Genomic DNA, 20,904 nt, shown 5'->3' with positions numbered 1-20,904 from the left:
TCAGTGCCGCAGTATTACTTACTACTTTGGTTCAGGGCGCGGTATCACCTGGTACAACTTCGTCTCAGATCAGTACTCCGGTTTCCATGGCGTTGTCGTTCCCGGTACGCTTCGTGATTCCATCTTTGTACTGGAAGGGCTTCTGGAGCAGCAGACCGGGCTGAATCCGGTAGAAATTATGACGGACACGGCAGGATCCAGCGATATCATTTTTGGCCTGTTCTGGTTACTAGGCTACCAGTTTTCCCCTCGTCTGGCCGATGCAGGTGGGGCGATATTCTGGCGGGCGGATAAAATGGCCCATTATGGTGCCCTGAATGAGCTGGCCCGGGGATGTGTTGAACTTTCAAAAATAGAATCCCAATGGGATGAAATGATGCGAATGGCGGGTTCACTGAAGCTTGGGACCATCCATGCATCAGAGCTTATTCGTTCACTGTTGAGAAGTAGCCGACCATCTGGTCTGGCTCAGGCGATTATGGAAGTGGGCCGGGTCAACAAGACTCTGTATCTTCTCAACTATATCGATGATGAGGATTACCGGCGTCGGATACTCACTCAGTTCAACCAGGGAGAAGGACGCCATGCAGTGGCTCGAGCCATTTGCTACGGACAACGTGGTGAGATTAGAAAACGCTACCGTGAAGGTCAGGAAGATCAACTGGGTGCTCTGGGCCTGGTAACCAATGCGATTGTGCTGTGGAATACACTTTACATGCAGGAGGCGTTGTCACATCTTCGCAAATCGGGGGAAACTCCTGAGGAAGAGCACCTGGCAAGATTATCGCCGCTGATACACGGCCATATAAATATGCTGGGGCATTATACGTTTTCGTTACCAGAAGATATTTTGAAGGGCGAGTTAAGGCCATTAAATTTCAATACAAACAATTAATTAACTTATTAGCGTGGTTTTTACATTATTGGACCTCGAACCCCCAGCCCGGCTTGCCACCTTCGGTTAACGACTTATGGACACGTGCCAGACAGCTTAAAGCCTGCTTTCAGGAATCCGGGCAATCACTTTAATTTCAAAGTCGAAACCTGCAAGCCAGGTTACTCCCACTGCCGTCCAGTTTGGACAGGGCTCCTGCGGAAAGATTTCCTGCGGCAGTTATTCCACCTTAAGCGAGCCTCTGACTGTCTCCAGAAACGCTTTCATCGCACCAGAAAGATGCCGGTTATGGGGAAAATAAAGAAATAAACCGGATGACGATACGCTCCAGTCCTCAAGTACGCTAACCAGCACACCGGCATCAATATGGGGACGGGCGTAAAGCTCAGGCACATACACCACGCCCTGCCCCTTACAGGCCGCTTCAACCATTAAACGACTGTTGTTAAGCGTCAGCGTGCCGGGAACATCCAGTGACAGGGCCTCATCATCTTTTGTAAATTCCCATGCATAGCGTTTTCCTCCGGGAAGTCGCTGACGAATACAACGATGATGAAAAAGATGCTGCGGAACGGACAATTCGGGTGCGCCCTGAAGATAGTCAACGGAGGCTACTGTCAGAAACCGTATTTTTTTGCTGAGCCTGACGGCAACCATATCCTGTGGAATATCTTCATACAGTCTTATACCTGCATCATAGCCCTCTCCGACAATATCACTGAGTGTGTTATCGACGCGCAAGTCCAGCTCAATAGCAGGATACTGACGCATAAAAACCGGGAGCACCTCGTCTATCAGCAGGCTCAGGGCGGCATCGCTGCCATTCAGGCGCAGTGTGCCTCCCGGCATGTCCCCCATCGCCGTCACGCTGCCAATCACATCATCCATCTCCTGCATCAAAGGCAGTACCCGCACGTAAAACTGTTTACCCGCCTCTGTTAATGAAACGCTACGGGTGGTGCGGAAGAAAAGCGCCACCTGTAGCTGTGCCTCCAGCCCTTTCAGAGAATGACTGAGTGCTGAAGGCTTCATTCCCAGTAAATCGGCAGCTTTTCGGAAGCTTTTCTGCTCTGCCACTGTGATGAATATCATCAGCTCATTCCAGGAAGGTCTTTTCATTGCTGTCCTTTTTTCACTAACTCACGAAATTTATTGGGTATTAACTTAACAGTAATCGCTCCTTAAGCTTAGCCATACATTTAGCGAGGAGTAAAAGATGAACAAAACATGGCTAATTACCGGAGCATCATCAGGTCTGGGACGTCTGATGACAGAGAAACTGCTCCACAAAGGTGAACGTGTCATCGCTGCATTGCGTCAGCCTGACAAACTTCGTGAATTACAAAAGCGGTACGTTACTCATCTGAAAGTCCTGCCGATCGAAATGACCGATACCGATACTCTTCGCACCACCGTCTCTGAGGCGTTCGCATGGGCAGGCCGGATTGACGTTGTCGTCAGTAATGCCGGATATGGTTTATTTGGTGCGGCAGAGGAACTGGATGATCAGCAGATCGGGCGCCAGCTTGCTACCAATCTGACCGGTTCTATCCAACTTATCCGCGCTGTTCTGCCCTTTTTGCGTCGCCAGGGGGGAGGACGTATTTTGCAGGTCTCTTCAGAAGGCGGACAAATCGCGTATCCAAACTTCAGTCTTTACCACGCGTCAAAGTGGGGAATTGAAGGGTTTATCGAGGCCGTATCGCAGGAGGTTGCAGAGTTTGCTATCGACTTTATTATTGCCGAACCAGGGCCTACGGCAACAGGTTTTGCCGCCGGCCTGGACCAGGCCACGGCGCTGCCTTGCTATGGCAATACGGCATCCGGCAGAATGAGGAAGGCAGTGAGTTCTGGCGAGTTTGAAATTAACGGTGACGCCGATAAGACCGTTGAGATGATGATTAACTGTGCGATTGAAAAACAGCCTCCTTTCAGATTACCGCTGGGAAGCACTGCATTTGCCAATATAAAAAAAGCACTACAGGCGAGACTTACAATGTTGGAGTCTCTGGAGACAATAGCCTGCTCGACGGACAGAAGCTAACAGCTTAACCCCCTGCCCATCCGGCGTCGCGGTCATATTCGCCGGATGTTTTCGACAACAACACTGTGCACGGCGATCTCTCATCTCTTCCGATGCATAATCAGCGACAAGCATCAGGACGTTTTAATCCAGCGCTGAGCGGCTTCAAGACTGCCGTCTGGTTTTGCATTAAATGCAATGGGCGTATCCGGCGCAACCCTGCGAATCGTGTCAAGGATCGCTTCAAAAACGGGAACGCTGTTCTGAGACATGCGGACGCCACCACCAATGACTATACAGCTCCAGGTGTCACGTGAAAGCGCCCGCTCGATATCATTCACCGCAGATTCATCAGGGCGAACCATACATTGCACCGCTTTCCAGCCATGCCCGGTAATCAACTGAAGACTTTTTTCAGCACCTGCCCATATCATGTCTTTATTCAAACCCTGCGGCGGTCCAGGATCATTAAAATCCACGAATTCCGGATCGTAACCAATAATGAGAACACTCGGCATCGTAGCCTCCGTCGAAAGACTGACTATAAACCGTCAGAGTTTAAGAATTGACGGGATTTGGTTGAACTTTTCCCCGTCATTTTTTACTGTCACTGTCTGTCAATATAGACTCATTGTCAGTCACTGACAATGTTCAAGGTGAATTATGGTGCGCAAGGCTGAAAATGCCCGGGAACGCTTTGGTAAGGCGGCAATGGAACTTTTCCACCAGTCTGGCTACAGCGGAACAACAGTGTCTCAGATCGCTGCAGCTGCAGGGCTGACGGAACGGACTTTTTTCCGTTACTTCGCTGATAAGCCTGAAGTGCTTTTCTGGCGCGCAAGTGAAATCCAGTGTGAAATTACCCAATCCATCGCGTGCGCTGGTGATGTTAAACCTCTGGAAATGGTTATGAGTGCACTTGAAAAGGCGGGGATCTTTTTTGATGAAAATCGACTTTGTTTAATTGCTCGCCACGAGATAATTGATTCCCATATCGAGTTTCAGGAAAGAGAGTTGATGAAGATGCTCGAATTTAGTGACGCTATCGCGACAGCGTTGACTCAGCGTGGGTTAGCTCCCTCTGATGCCAATATGGTTGCAGCAATCGGGATCACTTTCTGGCGTCTTGCCTTAAAAAAATGGCTTAATGACCCGTCCCAGTGCCGGTTTTCGTATCACCTCAGAGAATGTGAGCAGGAGCTGAACACAATTATGTCGGGTAAAGCATAAACCGCTTTTTCCACTGTCAACGTGGATGATTATTCAGCATCCACCAACGCGCTTGCTCCTTCACCAGACGCTGGCAATAATTCAGCAGATTATCCATAGTCAGCCGGGAAATTGCCTGCTGCGTCAGCGCTGGCGCAAAGCTCTGCTGATCCAGCCACCGTTCGCCACACTGCTCCAGTCGATCCTGATGCGATGAATGCAGGCTTTCCGTCAGCAGTGCACATTTTTCGGCGAAGTCTGGCGCCTCCAGAGTGGCGATCACCTGCGGCATCTGGCTGATAAAGTGCTGGATATGCGCAGTTATCGACGCCAGATTATGAGTTGGTGACTGCACGGCAAACAGCAGGCCATGCTCGCCCGCGACCGACATAAAACGACAGCTGACCACATAGCCAAGGTTTTTTTCCACGCGTAACTGCTGGAAGATACGCGGTTCGAACAGCAGTGCCAGTATGCGCCAGGCGGCAAGACACGCAGCGGTTTGTTCGACCAGCGGACAAAACAGCACCACTGCCGCATCCTGACTGTCGGTCGGTAAACAATAAGCGGGTTGCTGCGGCAACGGCGCAGCCGCTGGCGGCAACTCAGCATTGATATCGCCAGGAAAACGCGTCAGCAAGCGGGACACCGCCTGCTGAAGTGCTTTATCACCGCCGTACAGCGTGGCGCACCACGGTAAACGCGGCAGGCTGGATTCAGCTGATTGCCGCCCCGCTTCACCGCCGATCAGCTGCGGTAGCTGATTCAGCAAACAGCGCACCGCAATATCTGAACGCCACTGCTGCTGCTGACGGGCAAAGTTCCGCTCGCCCTGCGCCCGCAAACTGGCAGGAATCGTCTGCAACTGTGTCAGCAGCGCATCCAGCGTGTGCAACAGCACCTGATGGTTGCCGGTAAGCTGTAATAACCACTGCCCCTGACGCGGGCTAAAACTCAGGCTGCCGCCAGCATGGGCGCACTGTGCAATTATTGCCCGCAGGCTGGACTGGATAATATGCCCCCAGCGCGCCGGCAGTGTGCTTCCCACTGCCGGGCTAAGCATCAACACGCCGTTGTGCTGGTCCGGATCAATATGGGGTAAATAGCACTGTTGCTGCGGCAAAGCAGGCAATGCGCGGCCAGTTGCCCATGGATAAAAATGCCATTGTGGCAAACTGCTCTTCGCCATCGTAGCTGACCACTGCGTGACCGTCAGCGACAGCGGGAAGCCCTGCACCCGTTGCTGCTCAGCATCCAGCTGCGGCGCAACCCGCAGTCGGGTCATATTACTGGCGGTTAACTGCGCCAGCAGCCGCTGCCAGTTTGCCTCATCACACTGCGCGACCGGCGAAAAACCAAAGGCGCGTTCACGCAGCTGATCGACGGGTGAAAGACGGTGAAACTGCTGCTGCGCCAGGGCAGCGTAATGCTCACGTTGCGGCTCAGTTAATATTGTTAACTGGCGCAGCCAGTGGCAAAACAGACTTTCTACCGCGGCGCACAGCGAGGTATCCGCCGCCGTAAGCTGAAACTCAATGCTGACTACGCTGCCATTCTCGCTGCGATAAGGCACTAACAGTTGCGCATCATCAGCATATCCGCGCTCACCGAGCACCGCCAGCAAACTGCCAGCCGCTTTATCCGTGACCAGCTGACGCAGCAGGGTCAGCGACGGCGCATCCGCCAGCGGAAAGGAAAAACGTAAGCGCGGGGTATCAGCAAGCTGTAAAGCGAAGTGTCGCGCCGGTTGCAGAGCCAGCGCCGCGGGTAAAGCTGCCACCGTGCTGGCTGGCCGGAACTGCGTGGCATAGCGTTCAGCCAGCGCCGCCAGTTCGCTAAGGGATTGCGGCCCCTGAAGCCATAGCGTCAGATTAGCCGCGTGAAAATAGCGCTGATGATAGTCACGCAGCGCCTGCTGTAAGGCCGTGAAATCCGTGCCAAAGTGCACAGCATCGCCGACGTGAAAATGCTGTAAAGCCGCCGGCGCGTCAAATGCCAGACTTAATGCCGCGTCACGCAACGTGTCGGCATGGGTGGATAACAGCTGATATTCAGCATCAATCACCGCCACTTCTTGCTCGATAGCCTCGCGGGCAAACAGCGGTTGCGCCAGCATATCCGTCAGTCGCGCCAGCCCTTGCCCGAGCTGTGCGGCGCGAAGATCAAAAAACCAGGCGGTGGTGGTCGGCAGCGTGGTGGCATTGAGTCGCGCCCCCTGCGCCTGCGCCCAGCTCATCAGGCGATCATCACCCTGATAGTGGGCGCTGCCGGTAAACACCACATGCTCCAGCAGATGGGCAAGTCCCGGCCACTGCGGTGGCTCATGATGGCTTCCGGCCGCCAGTTGCACCAGTGCTGCCGCGCGCGAGGCGGACGGATCATGAATCAGTCTGACCCGTACACCATTGCTCAGCGTCAGCAGTTGCTGCATCAGGATGGCTGACCGCGGTAGATCAGCTGCGAGTTAGCGCGGTTGCGGAACTGCAATTCACTGATCTGCATATTGGTGCAGTTAGCCTGTTCACGCGCCGCGAGGATTTTGCCATGGTGCGGGGATTTACCGCAGACCGGGTCGGCATTATCCGCATTGCCGGTCAGCATAAACGCCTGACAGCGGCAGCCACCAAAGTCTTTCTCTTTTTCCGAACAGGAGCGACAAGGCTCCGGCATCCAGTCAAAGCCGCGATATTTGTTAAAGCCGAAGGACTCATACCAGATATGCTGTAGCGAGTGCTCCAGCACCGACGGGAACTCCACCGGTAGCTGACGCGCGCTGTGGCACGGCAGCGCCATCCCTTCCGGCGTCACGCTAAGAAAAATCGCGCCCCAGCCGCCCATACAGCCTTTGGGCCGCTCTTCATAATAGTCAGGCGTGACAAACAGCAGATTGGCCAGGTTGCCTTTATCAGCCATCTTTTCACGGTAGTGATGCACCACCTGTTCGGCGCGGGCAATCTGTTCGCGGGTCGGCAGTAAACCTTCGCGATTCAGCTGCGCCCAGCCGTAGAACTGGCAGGTCGCCAGCTCGACATCATCGGCTTCCAGCTCAATGCTCAGCTCAATAATGCGGTCGATCTGGTCGATATTATGGCGGTGCAGCACAAAATTCAGCACCATCGGATAGCCATGGGCTTTCACCGCTTTGGCCATCGCCAGTTTCTGCTGGAAAGCTTTCGCCGATCCAGCCAGCGCCGCATTCAGTGTTTCATCGCTGGCCTGAAAACTGATCTGAATATGATCGAGTCCGGCATCGGCAAACGCATCGATTTTCTTCTCGGTCAGGCCAATTCCTGAGGTGATCAGATTGGTATAGAAGCCGAGATCACGCGCCGCGCGAATCAGTTCCGGCAGGTCTTTACGCACCAGCGGCTCACCGCCGGAGAAGCCGAGCTGAACCGCGCCCATCTCCCGCGCCTGCTCAAACACCTTGATCCACTGGGCAGTGGTCAGCTCCTGCTCCTGCTTAGCAAAATCCAGCGGGTTCGAGCAGTACGGACACTGCAACGGGCAACGGTAAGTCAGCTCCGCCAGCAGCCACAGCGGCGGATTGACCTGAGGTTTAAGCAGGTTCACGGAAAATTATCCACTTCTGTTCATACGCCTGAGCAAAAAACTCAAGCACATCGTCATCGACACCACCGGCTTCCGGGAAGCGGCCATTCAGTTCAGCAATGATTCCTGAAAGCGCCCGCTTGCCATCAACCAGCTGCAAAATGACTGCGGCGCTCTCATTCAGTTTCGCCATCCCTTCAGGATAGAGGATCACATGGCAATCCTGCGTCGGTTCCCATTGCAGGCGAAAACCGCGACGGAACATCGGCAGTTGATCCGGGTTAATCTCAATCACAGCAGTCGTCCCCGATGCCAGACCGCCTGCTGCGTCACGCTGTGATACGGCGGGCGGTTAAGTTCATAGGCCATGGTCATCGCATCCAGCATGCTCCACAGGATATCCAGTTTAAACTGCAAAATTTCCAGCATCCGCTGCTGCTTCTCTACAGTGTCACAATATTCCAGCGCCAGTTGCAGACCATGCTCAACGTCACGGTTGGCCTGGCTCAGGCGGCCACGAAAGTAATCATAGCCTTCAGCTTCGATCCACTGATAGTGCTGTGGCCAGCTGTCGAGACGCGACTGATGAATTTGCGGCGCAAACAGTTCGGTCAGCGAGCTACAGGCCGCTTCCTGCCAGCCCGCACGGCGGGCAAAGTTAACGTAGGCATCCACGGCAAAGCGCACGCCAGGCAGCACCCGCTCTTGCGACAGCAGCACCTCACGATCCAGTCCGACCGCTTCACCGAGGCGCAGCCAGGCTTCAATACCGCCTTCACTGTCGCCATATCCGTCGTGATCGAGAATACGCTGAACCCATTTACGCCGGGTTTGCGGATCCGGGCAGTTCGCCATAATCGCCGCGTCTTTCAGCGGAATACTGGTCTGGTAGTAAAAACGGTTAGCTACCCAACCCTGGATCTGCTCGCGCGTCGCCTGACCGTTATGCATCGCAATATGGTAAGGGTGATGAATATGATAATAAGCACCCTTATCGCGCAGCGCCTGCTCGAATTGCTGCGGGGTCATCGGCTGAGCGGGATTATTTGCATTCATGGTGATTCACCTAAAGTTCGATACGCATACCATCCCAGCTGACTTCAATACCGCTTTCAGTCAGTGCCTGCCGTTCAGCAGAGGATTCATCAAGGATCGGGTTGGTATTATTGATATGGATAAGGATCTTGCGCTCCGCGGGGAGCGACGACAGCAGTGCCATCAGCCCCTGCTTTTCGGCCAGCGCCAGGTGGCCCATATCCTTGCCGGTATTGCGTCCGACGCCGGTATTAGCCAGCTCGTTGTCGCGCCACAGGGTGCCATCAATCAGCAGACAATCGGCACGTTTTAGCCAGCCAAGCAGCGCATCGTCTGGCTCGCCGAGACCTGGCGCGTACATCAGCGTCTTGCCGCTGCGGGTGTCTTCAATAAACAGCGCAACATTGTGGCCAGGCAGCGGTTTTCCACGGTATTCGGAATACGGTGGCGCGTTACTTAAAATCGGAATCGCGGTAAATTTCAGCGCCGGGCAAACGGCAACCGAAAACGGTTTATTTGGCTGCATCTCATGATGCACCAGACCGCCATTCCAGTGTGAAAGCATGGTAAACACCGGGAAACCGGTGGTCAGATCCTGATGCACTTCCGGCGTACACCACACCTGATGCGGGCAGCCTTCGCGCAGATTGAGTAAGCCAGCGCTGTGGTCAATCTGGCTGTCGGTCAGAATGATCGAACCAATCGCCGTCCCGCGCAGCACGCCATGTTTAATCAGTGACGGCGTCGCAGCAATCTGATGACAAATATCCGGCGAGGCGTTGCATAACACCCAGTCGGTGCCGTCATCGCTGATAGCAATCGAAGACTGGGTGCGTGCGGACGTCTTCATGGTGCCGTTGCGCACGCCCTGACAGTTATTACAGTTGCAGTTCCACTGAGGGAAACCACCGCCCGCCGCGGAACCAAGAACGTTAATCTGCATGTGTAACACCGGAGGAAATGAAAAGAAAAATGCCCACAGCATGCTGCGGGCATAAGGGTTTAGCGGTTAGAGATATACAGCGTAACTTCTAAGCCCAGACGTAAATCAACAAATTTAGGTTTAGTCCACGTAGTCATTATTCACTCCTCTTGGTGTTCACAGTTTAAATATACTGCCAAATACATTGCGGCAGCCAGGATGCTTATTGTCAAGTATCGGAAATTTCGCGGCGCAGATGTTGCGCCTGAAGCCGCACGATATCAACCCTGTAAGCAGCAGGGATATAGCAGGCCGTGGCTTACTCGCCCCAGCTTCTCTTTAATACGTCTAACCAATTGCGCCAGGCGATTTTTTCGGTCAGTGCGCGGCTGTAACCGGCGGCAGACATCGCTTCGATCAGTAACGGCAAACCGCTGACGTCACCGAGCGCATCCGGCACCGAGATACCATCGAAGTCGGAACCAAAGCCGACGCCGTCTGCACCCAGTTTCTCCAGCAGGTAATCCAGGTGTCGGACAATCTCCCCCAGCGCGGTACTCTTATCGCGCTTGCCGTCGGCACGCAGAAAAGCGTTGCCAAAATTGACGCCGACAAAACCGTTACTCTCGGCAATTGCCGCCAGTTGTTTATCAGTCAGGTTACGTGGCTGCGGACAAAGTGCATGAACATTTGAATGGGTGGCGACCAGCGGTGCATCACTGTACTGCGCAGTTTGCCAGAAAGCCTTCTCATTCATATGCGACAGATCGATCACCATCTTTTTCTGGTTACAGGCGCGCAATAGCGCCAGACCAGCGTCAGTCAGGCCATCACCGCTGTCCGGCGAGCCGGGAAAATCGCCGGTCACGCCAACGCCAAACTGATTAGGTAAATTCCACAGCGGCCCGATACTGCGCAAACCGGCCTGATATAACGCATCAAGCTGGCTAAGCGAGCCGTCTATCGCCTCTGCCCCTTCAATATGCAGCACCATTGCCAGCACGCGCTGTTCAATACAGGCTTCAATTTCCGCCGCGCTGCGGCAGATTTTCGCCCGGCCAGCGGACTGGCTCTCGATGCGCTGCAACAGTGCGATTTGCGCATGGGTAATGGCTAACGCATCGTGCGGTTGTGGCGCGGCGTTGGGTTTAAGCTGCGGCATATAGGATGCGGGCGGAATAAACACGGCAAACAGACCACCGGCAAAACCGCCCTGCCGCATCCGTTTCAGGTCAAGATGCCCGTCAAGTGTGTGATCGAGGAACAGCGCCACCGGATCCGGCGCGTCATTCAGCCATAAGCGCAACAGCAGATCGTTATGGCCATCAAAGATGGGAGTGGAAATTGGCGTATCAGTCATATCGTTAATTAGCTGATGCCGCGTACTTTTTTGTCGCGGCAAAATATCATAAACCGATAATACTCCAATATCAGCGCGGTGATGCGTAAAAAAGTGCTGCTTTTCTGGTGGAGGGGATATCGCCGTCGGATAGGGTCTGGTGGCAAACTCAATTGTAGGGCTTCCGGATGTAACAATAACAGCCACCAACTTGAGCACCGACGGCATTGTGGAGCGTGATGTCAAAGACAGCAGAAACGTAATGTTACCTGCTCGCGTAACCGAGTTCACACTGGAATACCTTCTGAGCAGCATCACGAGTAAGAATCTGCATGGAGAGATATCTTTTGACCAACCAACGGGAGAAGTTACACCTTAAACAAACGCAATATTATAGCGTTGAGGTGCAAAAATCGTTGTTCTAAGTAAATGGTTAACTCCTCATCGAGGCTGAGCTTCACTGTACAGTTGATTTCTGTCGCCATTTCGCTATCAATTTGGGCGCAATCTTAAATACTACTTTCGTAAATACACCGGCGAGAATAAACGCGAAGAATGCAAGTTCAAAAAACATCGCATCAAAGGATCTCATCGGAAGTATGTTAAAGAAGTCAATCAGAGCATAAAAATCATCAGTGGAAAGTCCCCAGAATAAAAATTCAGGTATATATAAAAAGAAAAAAACAAACAAAGATAAAAATACAGCTATCTTTTTTAATACTAACATTCCACCCTCCTCAACATCTTATTTCAAGTAAGATTATATACAGGGCTGAGCAAAAAAGATACAATTCGAAATGTGTTTAATAAAGGAATAATTAACATATGAATAATTCAGTCTATCTCAAAACTAAATTGCGTACTGACCAGCAGATAGCGTCTGCTGGATCGTTGAACCCCCCAGCTGTATGAGTTTATCTGAATCCAACCCATATGATTAAAATCTTTGGACTCGCCTCTGACATTATGCACTCTCAGAAATAAATCACTCATTCCCTTGCCTTCTTTACTGACTCTCCGTTAGCAACGATTATACCTCAAAGTGACAGTACCAATAATAATCACCGATCACAATTATGAAAAATTACCAACACTCAATTTACAACATATAACGTGTGAAACATCTTATGAAATCATTTAGCTTTTTCTAAAAATTTCAAAAAGAGAGGCTGGGCTAAAAACTTAAAATCTGCGCAGATCCTTTCTATTTTAGCGGAAAATTAATGTTAATAACCCTTTTTATCCTGAGATGATATTAACGGCTTTAGTTATTATATCTGTTATTCACTCACTTCTCCCTGAACAACAATGGCAACAACACCAGCGCTAACGCCACCATCGCCATAATCCAGTAAATATCCAGATAACTGATAATCCGTGCCTGCTGATACAGCGCCTCAGCCACTGAAGTGAGGTTAAGCGACGAGACACTGCTTTCAGTAACATGCTCACCTAACCGTTCATAGTGCAGATGAGTGCGCTGATGCAGCAGATTGACCACCCAGGCTATACCGATACTGCCGCCTAAGTTGCGTAATAGCGTGGATATCGCCGAGGCTTCGTTACTTTTATCCGCAGCTAAACCGCGATAAGAGAGTGCCGCAACCGGAATTAAAATCAGCGGCAGGCCAATCATCTGCAATGCCCGCGCCCACATCAGCGTAGAAAAATCGATTTGCAGCGACAGCTGGCTGAAATACCACATGGAAAACGCCGTCAGCGCCAGTCCCAGTACCACCAGATACCGCTGCGCCGTGACTTTACTGGCGATCGCCCCAGTTACCATCATTGCCAGCATAATAAACAGGCCACCGGTGCCAAGGGTTAACCCGGCGGTCCAGGCATCGTAACCCATCAGTTCTTGCGTCATCTGCGGCAGCAGCTGGGTGGTGCTGACCACCAACAGGCCGATCAGAAACATCAGCAGCGAACCGATGGCGAAATTAGCGTGCTTAAACAGCTTTACATCCAGCATCGGCAGCGGATGAAACCACTCCCACAGCGGCAGAAAACTCAGGCAAACCCCGGCAATCACCGCCGTGACAATAATAAAGTGTGAATCAAAACCGTCATACAGATCAAAGCGATCGAGGCACAGTTGCAGTGCGCTGAAGCCGATGATAATCAGCAGCAGTCCGATATAATCGATACGAATACCGCTGGCCAGCCGCCGTTTGCGCTCCTCAACCAGCAACGGCGGTTCATCAATCAGGTAGTAACACAGCAGCAGCGACAGCAGGCCAACCGGCACATTGATCAGAAACACCCAGTGCCAGCTGAGCGCGTCGGTCAGCCAGCCGCCGACCAGCGGGCCGATCGCCGGCGCGACCAGTACCGTCACGCCATACAGTGCAAACGCCTGCGGGCGTTTTTTCTCACTAAAGGAGTCGACGAGAATCGATTGCTCGACCGGTGCCAGACCGCCGCCGCCAATCCCCTGCAACACCCGCGCCACAATCAGCCACTCCAGCGTCGGCGCAATGCTGCAAAGCAACGAGGCCAGCGTAAACAGCGCCACGCTAATCATATAGTAGCGCTTGCGACCCAGCGTATTCGCCAGCCAGCCGCTGACCGGCAGGATCAGCGCATTCGCCACCATATAGCTGGTGATGACCCACAGCGACTCGTTATAGCTGACGCCCATACTGGCGGCGATATGGTAGAGGGACACACTGGCGACGGTGGTATCCAGTACTTCCATAAAGGTGGCAATCGACGCCACTATCGCCACCAGCCAGGGGTTGTGCCGCCCTGCCGCCGAACGCGGTAACTCAGGGTTGAATGTTGACATACGGCACCACGGACATCCCCGGTGCCAGCGGGAATCGGCTGATGGCATCGTCAGTAAAGACGATTTTTACCGGCACGCGCTGGACAATTTTGACGTAATTGCCGGTGGCATTTTCTGCGGGCAGCAAGCTGAAAACCGCGCCGGTGGCGCGCTGGATACTGTCAACCCGCCCCTGAAAACGCTGCTGCGGCCAGGCATCGACGCTGACTTCAACTGTCTGGCCGGGACGCATCGCTGCCAGCTGATTCTCTTTAAAATTAGCCGTCACCCAGACATGATTATCGACCAGATACATCAATACCCCGGCGGCGCTGATGGTGTTGCCCAGCTCCACGCTGCGTTTGGTGACATAGCCATCCGCTGGCGCGGTAATCCGTGTATAGCTGAGTAGCAACCGGGCATTGGCGATTTCCGCCTCATCCTGCTGCAATGTTGCCCGGTTTTCTGCCAGTGCCGCGCGCGCTTTCATCAGCTGCGCCTTGCTGTAGTTGATACTCTTTTGTTGTGCCAGCAGTGACGCCGCGCTGGTCTTGGCGCTGGCCGCTTTCGCATCGAGTTCGCTGGGGCTGACGGCGTTACCGGAATTTTTATAGCGTAAATACTGTTTCTGGTCGCGCTGATATTCCGCCTCGGCCAGCTGAACATTGGCTTCGACCTGACCGAGACTGGCTTGCAGCGCGCTCAGCTCCGCCTGATTTTGCTGCAAACGCGCCTCGGTAATGCTCCGCGCCGCCAGCGCTTTATCGAGGGCAATCTGCCGATCGCGCGGGTCGAGCTGCACCAGCAGATCGCCCTGCCGCACATGCTGATTATCCTGCACCGCAATTGCCGTCACCCGCCCGGCGATTTGCGCGGAAATCTGCGCCAGATGGCCGTCGATAAACGCATCATCGGTGGTTTCCACGCTGCGCCAGACAAACCACCACCAGCCAATGGCAACCAGCGTCGCCACCAGTAGCAGCAGGGCAAATCCACTAAACAGCCGTTTTTTCTGACGTTGCTGCTGCGCCAGTTCACTCATCCCTGGGTATCTCCACTTTCCTGTGCCTGCCACAATTGTTGATAAATACCCGGCTGCGCCAGTAACTGCTGATGATTGCCCCGTTCAACAATCTGACCGCTGTCCATCACCAGAATCTGTTCGGCGTATTCGACGGTGCGCAGCCGGTGCGCGATCATCAGTACCGTTTTGCCGACCGCCAGCCGCGACAGCGCCAGCTGGATCTCTGACTGCGTCAGCGGATCGAGCAGTGCGGTGGCTTCATCCAGCAAAATCACCGCCGGATCTTTCAGCATCATGCGCGCAATCGACAACCGCTGCCGTTCACCGCCGGACAGCCGCTGCGCGCCCTCGCCGAGCGGCGTGTGCCAGCTCTGCGGCAACTGCCGGACAAATTCTTCGCAGCAGGCCGCTTTACAGGCGGCAATCACTTCTTCATCGCTGGCATCCGGTCGGCCAATGCGCACATTATCCAACACCGACCCGTCAAACAGTTGCACATCCTGGAACACAAAACCCATCCGTTCATACAGTTGCGCGCTGCCGAGCTGAGAAATATCGCTGCCGCCAAGGGTAATTTGCCCCTGTTGCACCTCGCGGAAACGGCCGAGCAGATGGAGTATAGTGCTTTTTCCGCAACCCGATGCCCCCACCAGCGCAGTCACCGTGCCTTGTGCCACGCGGAAACTGATATCTTTCAGTACTGGCTGCTGCTGATACGCAAAGCTCACCCGCTCAAAAGCGATCTCATTGCTGAGCGGCAGTGGCAGATCGCTGTGCTCCGCCTGCACCGGCTCGGCCATTAAAGCATTCAGCCGCTGCGACGACTGACGCATTACGCTCATCAGAGTGAAATACGCCGCCGCATCCAGCAGCGGATCGATCACTTTGAACGCCACCAGCACAAACAGCAGCCAGCTGGCAGGATCGAGCGCATTACCTAACGCCAGATAACCGGCGCAGATAAACAGCGTAACCAGTCCAGACTCGGCACACAGCCGGAACAATTGCACCCCGCCACCGCCCCAGGCTTCAATCCCCATACTGGCCTGCTTAATCTCGCCAAAGGTGTGGTCGAGTTTATCCAGCATCGGCTGATGACGGTTAAACAGTCGTAAGGTTTTGATGCCACCAATAAACTCCAGCAGCAGCCCGGAAGCCAGCGCAAAACGCTCACCCTGCTGTCGGGTGGCACGCAGCATCATGCGCGACATCAGCCACAGCAGCAGCAGACCCAACGGCAGCGTACAGAGCAACGCCAGCGTCAGCGGCACATTCACCGTCAGCAGCACCAGGACAAAAATCACCGGCGCACTCAGCCCGACAATCACTTCCGGCAGCAGATGGGAGAAGATCTCTTCGACGCGGCGCATATGATCGGTCAGTAGCGCGCTGGTTTCCCCCAGTCGATGCCGCTGAAAGTAGCCGAGCGGAATATGGCGCAGATGATCCGCCACGGCGCTGCGATAGCGCATCATGATGTCGTAACTGCCGAGGAAACAGCCGAGCTGGCCAAAGTGTGAAAACACTAACTGGCCGATAAAGCACACCAGCAGCGCCAGCGTCAGCTGCGGCCAGTGCGGCCAGCTACCTTCGCCATAAACCACCTGCTGCAACGCCAGCCAGGCGATAAAAAACGGTGCAATAGCGCAAATTTGCGCCAGTATCCGCAGCATAATCCCGTAGCTGATACGACCAATCCCCTTACTGCCTGCTGCGCGAAGCTGATTAAGCATCGACATCGCTGCACTCCTGTGAACGAATATGCCAGTGTTGCAGCTGATACTGGCTATGCCAGAGACGCTGATAAAGTGGATTGTCTGCCAGCAACTGTGAATGGCTGCCGCTGGCAACCAGCTGACCGTTTTCCATCAGCAGCAGACAATCCGCCTGCTGCACCGCAAACAGACGATGGGCGATGGTCAGCACGCAAGTTTCCGGGCGCGCCTGCCGCAACTGACGATAAAATGCGGCTTCGGTTAACGCATCGGCGAACGCGGTGGCTTCATCGAGGATCAGTATCGGCGTGTCGGCCAGCAGCGCACGGGCGATGGCGATACGCTGCCGTTCACCGCCGGACAGGCGTAAACCGCGCTCGTGCAGCGGCGTGTCAATGCCCTGCGGCAGCGCATTAACAAAATCGCCCGCCTGCGCGATAGCCAGCGCCTGCGCAATCTGTTCAGGGCTGGCATGCGGATTGCCGATACGCAGGTTATCCGCCAGCGTGCCTTTAAACAGAAACACATCCTGACTGACCAGCGCGAACTGCGCGGCGCGGCTGGCATCATCCAGCTGAGACAAGGGCGTCTCGCCGAGATAAATCTCCCCGCTGTCGGGTGGCAGTAAGCCCGCCAGCAGCCACGCCAGCGTCGATTTCCCGGCACCCGACGGCCCGACCAGCGCATAAAAACCGCCGGGTTGCAGTTGCAGCGACAGCTGGCCGATCACCTGACGTTGTTCATAGCCGAAGCTGATATTTTCCGCCCGTAGCGGATTGCCGGGCGACATTACCACCGCCGCTGACGGTGGCTGTTCGGTTAAAAACGGCTGGATACGCGCCATACCGGCCAGCACTTCACGCATCAGGGAACTGAGAAAGGTGACGCGCAGCAGTGGCTTCAGCAAGCCACTGCCGAGCATCAGTACCAGCACCAGATCGGTCAGCGTCAGCGTGCCCTGGCCGATCCGCCAGATCCCCAGCGGCAGCAGGATAAAAATATTGGCATTCAGCAGTACCACAAATACCGACCAGGAAGGCACCGCCCGACGGGTAAATTGCTCAACCAGCGCGTGGTACTGTTTCAGGCTGTCGTTTAACAGCCGGAAAGAAGTGGAACTCTGACGAAACGCCTTCATCACCGGAATACCGCGCACAAACTCGACAATCGCGCTGTTCAGCTGTTCCGTGGCCTGATGGTAACGGCGCACGCGTTCTGCCATGCCGCGTGAGAAGATTTTCTGCGCCAGCAACGCCAGCGGCACGGTGATCAGCGCTGCCAGCGCCATTTTCCAGTCGATCCAGAACAGAAAAATCGCCGCAGTTAAGGGGCTGATGAGCGCCGAGATTAAATCGACGGTGTGGTGAGCAATAAAGCTCTCCAGCCGCTCGACATCATTAATAATAATTTTGCGTAAACTGCCGGAGCTGTAAGGTGCCAGCTGCATTAACGGCAGGCGCGACAGCGCTCGCGCAATCCGCAGCCGTACCTGATACAGCACGCGAAAGGCGGCAAGATGGCTAAAGTAACCGGCAAGCGACAGCAGCAGATATTTCAGTACTAACGCCAGCGCCAGCCAGCCCGCCAGTTGCAGCAGCTGGTGGCCCACTGCCATTCCCGGCTGCACCAGACTGGCCGCAAGCCAGAGTATGCCGTAAGGGATCAGCTCCATCAGCACCGACAGGCTGGCGAGCACCAGCGCGCGGATCAAGGCGCTTTTCTCACCGCTCACCAGCGCCAGCAAGGTCTGCACCGGCGAACTGCGTTGAGTTGAAGACATGGTTGGGCCTCAGATTAACGGTTGTCCTGCAACCAGAGCCGGGCCTGTTGTTCGGCCTCATGATGATTGGCCACCACCTTATACGGATAAGGAATGGTGCGGCTGGTGAGGTAGCGCAGTGCGTTACGCCAGAAAGAACGGCGCCTGGCCGCATCCGGCTCGACGCGCACCGCGCCGCGACACCAGCGCTGCTGGGCGTCGCGGGTACGCTTGCCCCACTCTTTATACCGGCGGAAGAAACCCGCCGAATTCTTTGGTAACTCGACGCCGCTGAAAATCAGCACAAACGGCTGCTGGCGATCGAGCACCGCCTGCAACGCGGCAATATGCTGTTCGGCGTGCTGGTCGTCGACCTGCTCGGGCATCACATAGTGCACCAGCGGCCACGCCTGGGTATCAATAATGGTCTCTGACATTCACATTTTTCCTTGTGTAATCTGTTGCAGTACGTCAAACAGCTGCGGCTGGTTGATGATGGTGAAATGGTTACTGTCGGCGATGCGCTGGCGCTGCGGCGGCTGACTGAACCAGTCAGCCAGACATTCAGCGTCATCGCCCCAGTCGGCGGCGCGCTTACTGGCGGTAATAATCTGTGCGGGAATATCCAGCGGCTGACAGGGCGCGCTGACCATCGCGGCAACATTGGCGCGGACCACCGCAATCAGCCGTTGCAGCTCGTTATCGTCCGGCAGCGCAGCGGCGGGCAGCACCTGACGCCAGCAGGCCAGTTTTTCTGCCGCCGACAGCCGATCAAACTGCGCCACCTCGCTGGCCTGCTGTGTATTGGCCATCGAGCGCCACAGCGCATACTCGCTGCTGGCACACGCCTGCATCGCCTGCTGCGGAGTCGGGTCAATCAGGATCAACGAAGCAATCTGCTCGCCCTCTTGCCGCAGCTGACGCGCCATTTCGATGGCGAGATAAGCGCCCATCGACCAGCCCGCCAGATGCCACGGCCCGCTGATTCCCTGCTGGCGCAAAGCATTCAGTGCGCGTTCGGCCTGACGATCCAGCTGACTAATCGGTGCTTCGCCGTCAACCAGCCCACTGGCCTGCACGCCAATACACTGCAACTGCTGAGCAACCGCGCCAGCCAGCCGTTGCCAGGCATGGGTAAAACCGTCGCTGGCATGCAGACAGATCAGGCGCTGCGCCTGTGGCTCGCTAAGCTCGACCAGTGGCAGTTGCAGGCCCGACGGGCTGCTGGCATCCAGCGCAGCCGCCATTTGGTGCAGTTGCGGATGGGTGAAAATCAGCCGAATCGGCACGCGGCGTCCCCATTCACTGCTCAAACGGCTGGCCAGTCGGGTGGCTAACAGACTGTCACCACCGGCGCTAAAGAATTCCTGCTCACGCCCCACTTGCCCGATGCGCAACAGCTCACACCAGATCGCCGCCAGTCGCTGTTCGCTGGCGGTTTGCGGCGGCGTCAACATGCTGCCGCGTGACGCAAGGGTCTGAGCCATGGCCGGCAGTTTTTTGCGGTCAATTTTGCCATTGGCGCTGAGCGGTATTTTCTCCACGCTAATCAGATGATCGGGCAGCATATAGTCGGGTAAGCGCTGGCCGAGGCGCTGATGCAGATCGTCCAGCGTGATGGCCAGCAACGGACGGCGGGCAACAAACAGCTGCTGACCGGTAAATGCCATCGGCGTGTGAGCGTGCGGCCAGACATCAACCAGCTCAAAGCCATTACGCTGCAAGGCATCGCGCCACTGCGACTCGCTGAGTAGCGGTGAATCGCCCTGATTGTCGCCGCCGTCGGCAGCATGCTCCAGCACCGCCGCGGCGGTTACCCATTGCAGTTGTTTATCCCCGGTGGCTTCCAGCATCACCAGCGCGCCGCCGGGCTTCAGCAACTGCCAGATATCACTCAGCGTGGCATCAATCTGATGGGCGTTATGCAGTACGTTGGCTGCCAGAATCGCGTCCATCGAACGGGCAACATATCGCTGGTTTGCTGCGGGCTGATTGATATCGTAACGCCCGGTGCGCAGCGGCGCATAGTGGCCAAAATGCTGTTCGGCATAGTGAGAGAACCATGGGCTGACATCGGTATGATGATATTCACCGGCCGTCGCCAGCTCGTTGAACGCCGGTAAGGTGCTGGCGGTCAGTCCGCCGATACCGGCACCGATCTCCATCACCTGTGGCGCGGCATGATCGCTCAGCAACGGCGTTAACAGCCGGGCGGCAATCGCGCCGAGATAATCGGCAATAATATTGCGCTGATACAGCGCCTCAGAGGCACGGCTGTCGCCCTCCGGGAACAGCAACGTACTCGCCAGCTGCGGCTGTTTCAGTACCGCTTCAATCGCCTCGCCGCTGGCAAACAGCCAGTCAGCAAACAGCTGCCCATCCTCAAGCCAGCTGAGGAATTGCCGCAAACGGTGTTGACCATCATCAAGGCGCTGCGCCAGTGTCCGCGCATTCGCGGCGCAGTCACTGAGCTGCCAGCGATCCTGCTGCAATTGCAGTACGCCTTCCTGATGCAAAATAACGTGCCAGCGCGTCAACAGCCGGGTAAAACGCGGGTCGATCCCCAGCTGTTGCAGTCGCGCGGGGATTGTCCAGCCCTGCGGCTGACAAAAATCGAGCTGCTGTAAGATTTGCGCCATCATCAGCGGTGCCAGCGACTCA

At 55.1% G+C, this 20,904-nt stretch carries 19 protein-coding genes and 2 pseudogenes; 3 read left to right on the top strand and 18 right to left on the bottom strand.

Annotation, left to right across the window (positions count from 1 at the left end; genetic code table 11):
* Positions 1 to 22: 22 nt before the first annotated feature.
* A pseudogene (locus NG42_RS17400) lies at positions 23 to 895 on the top strand (transposase); the annotation flags it as partial.
* Between the two features lie 96 nt (positions 896 to 991).
* Here the strand turns inward: NG42_RS17400 and NG42_RS23600 are convergent.
* A pseudogene (locus tag NG42_RS23600) lies at positions 992 to 1,108 on the bottom strand (RidA family protein); the annotation flags it as partial.
* A 6-nt stretch (positions 1,109 to 1,114) separates the two neighbouring features.
* Positions 1,115 to 1,987: a LysR family transcriptional regulator gene (locus NG42_RS17395; RefSeq protein ID WP_338152348.1), complete on the bottom strand. Its 873-nt coding sequence runs from the start codon at positions 1,985 to 1,987 to the stop codon at positions 1,115 to 1,117.
* 124 nt (positions 1,988 to 2,111) lie between these two features.
* Between NG42_RS17395 and NG42_RS17390 the strand changes: the two genes are divergently transcribed.
* On the top strand, positions 2,112 to 2,939 hold the full coding sequence (locus NG42_RS17390; RefSeq protein WP_052901443.1) for an SDR family oxidoreductase: 828 nt from the start codon (positions 2,112 to 2,114) through the stop codon (positions 2,937 to 2,939).
* 113 nt (positions 2,940 to 3,052) lie between these two features.
* Here NG42_RS17390 and NG42_RS17385 read toward each other — a convergent pair whose 3' ends face one another.
* Positions 3,053 to 3,436 carry a hypothetical protein gene (locus NG42_RS17385; protein ID WP_052901440.1) on the bottom strand — a complete coding sequence of 128 codons (384 nt, stop codon included), beginning with the start codon at positions 3,434 to 3,436 and terminating at the stop codon, positions 3,053 to 3,055.
* Positions 3,437 to 3,581: 145 nt separating this feature from the next.
* On the opposite strand from NG42_RS17385, the gene NG42_RS17380 reads away from it, so the two are divergent.
* Entirely contained in the window at positions 3,582 to 4,148 is a 567-nt protein-coding gene (locus NG42_RS17380) for a TetR/AcrR family transcriptional regulator (protein WP_052901437.1), read from the top strand.
* Between the two features lie 16 nt (positions 4,149 to 4,164).
* Here NG42_RS17380 and pqqF read toward each other — a convergent pair whose 3' ends face one another.
* The 15 genes from pqqF to NG42_RS17315 all read right to left on the bottom strand — a co-directional run.
* The gene (pqqF, locus tag NG42_RS17375) at positions 4,165 to 6,558 is read right to left on the bottom strand and encodes a pyrroloquinoline quinone biosynthesis protein PqqF (protein ID WP_052901434.1); all 2,394 of its coding nucleotides are present in this window, start codon (positions 6,556 to 6,558) and stop codon (positions 4,165 to 4,167) included.
* A complete protein-coding gene (gene pqqE / locus NG42_RS17370) occupies positions 6,558 to 7,700 on the bottom strand; it encodes a pyrroloquinoline quinone biosynthesis protein PqqE (RefSeq protein ID WP_052901431.1) in 1,143 nt (380 codons plus the stop codon). Before pqqE ends, pqqF begins: the two co-directional genes overlap by 1 nt.
* Positions 7,687 to 7,944, bottom strand: a complete 258-nt coding sequence (gene pqqD / locus NG42_RS17365; RefSeq protein WP_052901514.1) for a pyrroloquinoline quinone biosynthesis peptide chaperone PqqD — start codon at positions 7,942 to 7,944, stop codon at positions 7,687 to 7,689. The genes pqqE and pqqD overlap by 14 nt, the downstream gene beginning before the upstream one ends.
* Before the next feature lie 26 nt (positions 7,945 to 7,970).
* Positions 7,971 to 8,735, bottom strand: coding sequence for a pyrroloquinoline-quinone synthase PqqC (gene pqqC / locus NG42_RS17360; protein ID WP_052901428.1), 765 nt, complete (start codon positions 8,733 to 8,735; stop codon positions 7,971 to 7,973).
* Positions 8,736 to 8,745: 10 nt separating this feature from the next.
* A complete protein-coding gene (pqqB, locus tag NG42_RS17355; protein WP_052901426.1) occupies positions 8,746 to 9,657 on the bottom strand; it encodes a pyrroloquinoline quinone biosynthesis protein PqqB in 912 nt (303 codons plus the stop codon).
* A 59-nt stretch (positions 9,658 to 9,716) separates the two neighbouring features.
* On the bottom strand, positions 9,717 to 9,794 hold the full coding sequence (gene pqqA / locus NG42_RS22195; RefSeq protein ID WP_038328232.1) for a pyrroloquinoline quinone precursor peptide PqqA: 78 nt from the start codon (positions 9,792 to 9,794) through the stop codon (positions 9,717 to 9,719).
* 161 nt (positions 9,795 to 9,955) lie between these two features.
* Entirely contained in the window at positions 9,956 to 10,996 is a 1,041-nt protein-coding gene (locus tag NG42_RS17350) for a dipeptidase (RefSeq protein ID WP_052901423.1), read from the bottom strand.
* 436 nt (positions 10,997 to 11,432) lie between these two features.
* Positions 11,433 to 11,702: a hypothetical protein gene (locus NG42_RS17345; protein ID WP_053115708.1), complete on the bottom strand. Its 270-nt coding sequence runs from the start codon at positions 11,700 to 11,702 to the stop codon at positions 11,433 to 11,435.
* Between the two features lie 107 nt (positions 11,703 to 11,809).
* A complete protein-coding gene (locus tag NG42_RS23900; RefSeq protein ID WP_082203904.1) occupies positions 11,810 to 11,968 on the bottom strand; it encodes a type VI secretion system tube protein Hcp in 159 nt (52 codons plus the stop codon).
* Between the two features lie 295 nt (positions 11,969 to 12,263).
* Positions 12,264 to 13,766, bottom strand: a complete 1,503-nt coding sequence (locus NG42_RS17340; protein ID WP_052901420.1) for a DHA2 family efflux MFS transporter permease subunit — start codon at positions 13,764 to 13,766, stop codon at positions 12,264 to 12,266.
* Positions 13,747 to 14,787, bottom strand: a complete 1,041-nt coding sequence (locus NG42_RS17335; protein ID WP_053115707.1) for an HlyD family secretion protein — start codon at positions 14,785 to 14,787, stop codon at positions 13,747 to 13,749. The genes NG42_RS17340 and NG42_RS17335 overlap by 20 nt, the downstream gene beginning before the upstream one ends.
* Positions 14,784 to 16,508: an ABC transporter ATP-binding protein gene (locus tag NG42_RS17330; protein ID WP_052901417.1), complete on the bottom strand. Its 1,725-nt coding sequence runs from the start codon at positions 16,506 to 16,508 to the stop codon at positions 14,784 to 14,786. The genes NG42_RS17335 and NG42_RS17330 overlap by 4 nt, the downstream gene beginning before the upstream one ends.
* Positions 16,495 to 18,264: an ABC transporter ATP-binding protein gene (locus tag NG42_RS17325; RefSeq protein WP_052901414.1), complete on the bottom strand. Its 1,770-nt coding sequence runs from the start codon at positions 18,262 to 18,264 to the stop codon at positions 16,495 to 16,497. Before NG42_RS17325 ends, NG42_RS17330 begins: the two co-directional genes overlap by 14 nt.
* Before the next feature lie 14 nt (positions 18,265 to 18,278).
* Positions 18,279 to 18,680, bottom strand: coding sequence for a hypothetical protein (locus tag NG42_RS17320; RefSeq protein ID WP_052901411.1), 402 nt, complete (start codon positions 18,678 to 18,680; stop codon positions 18,279 to 18,281).
* On the bottom strand, positions 18,681 to 20,904 hold a 2,224-nt coding region (locus tag NG42_RS17315; protein ID WP_162231038.1), incomplete at its 5' end, for a thioesterase domain-containing protein. It abuts the gene before it with no gap.

The organism is Winslowiella iniecta (assembly GCF_001267535.1).
Taxonomy (GTDB): Bacteria; Pseudomonadota; Gammaproteobacteria; order Enterobacterales; family Enterobacteriaceae; genus Erwinia; species Erwinia iniecta.
Note: the sequence above shows the minus strand (reverse complement) of the source record. Positions and strands in the feature narration are given on the sequence as shown.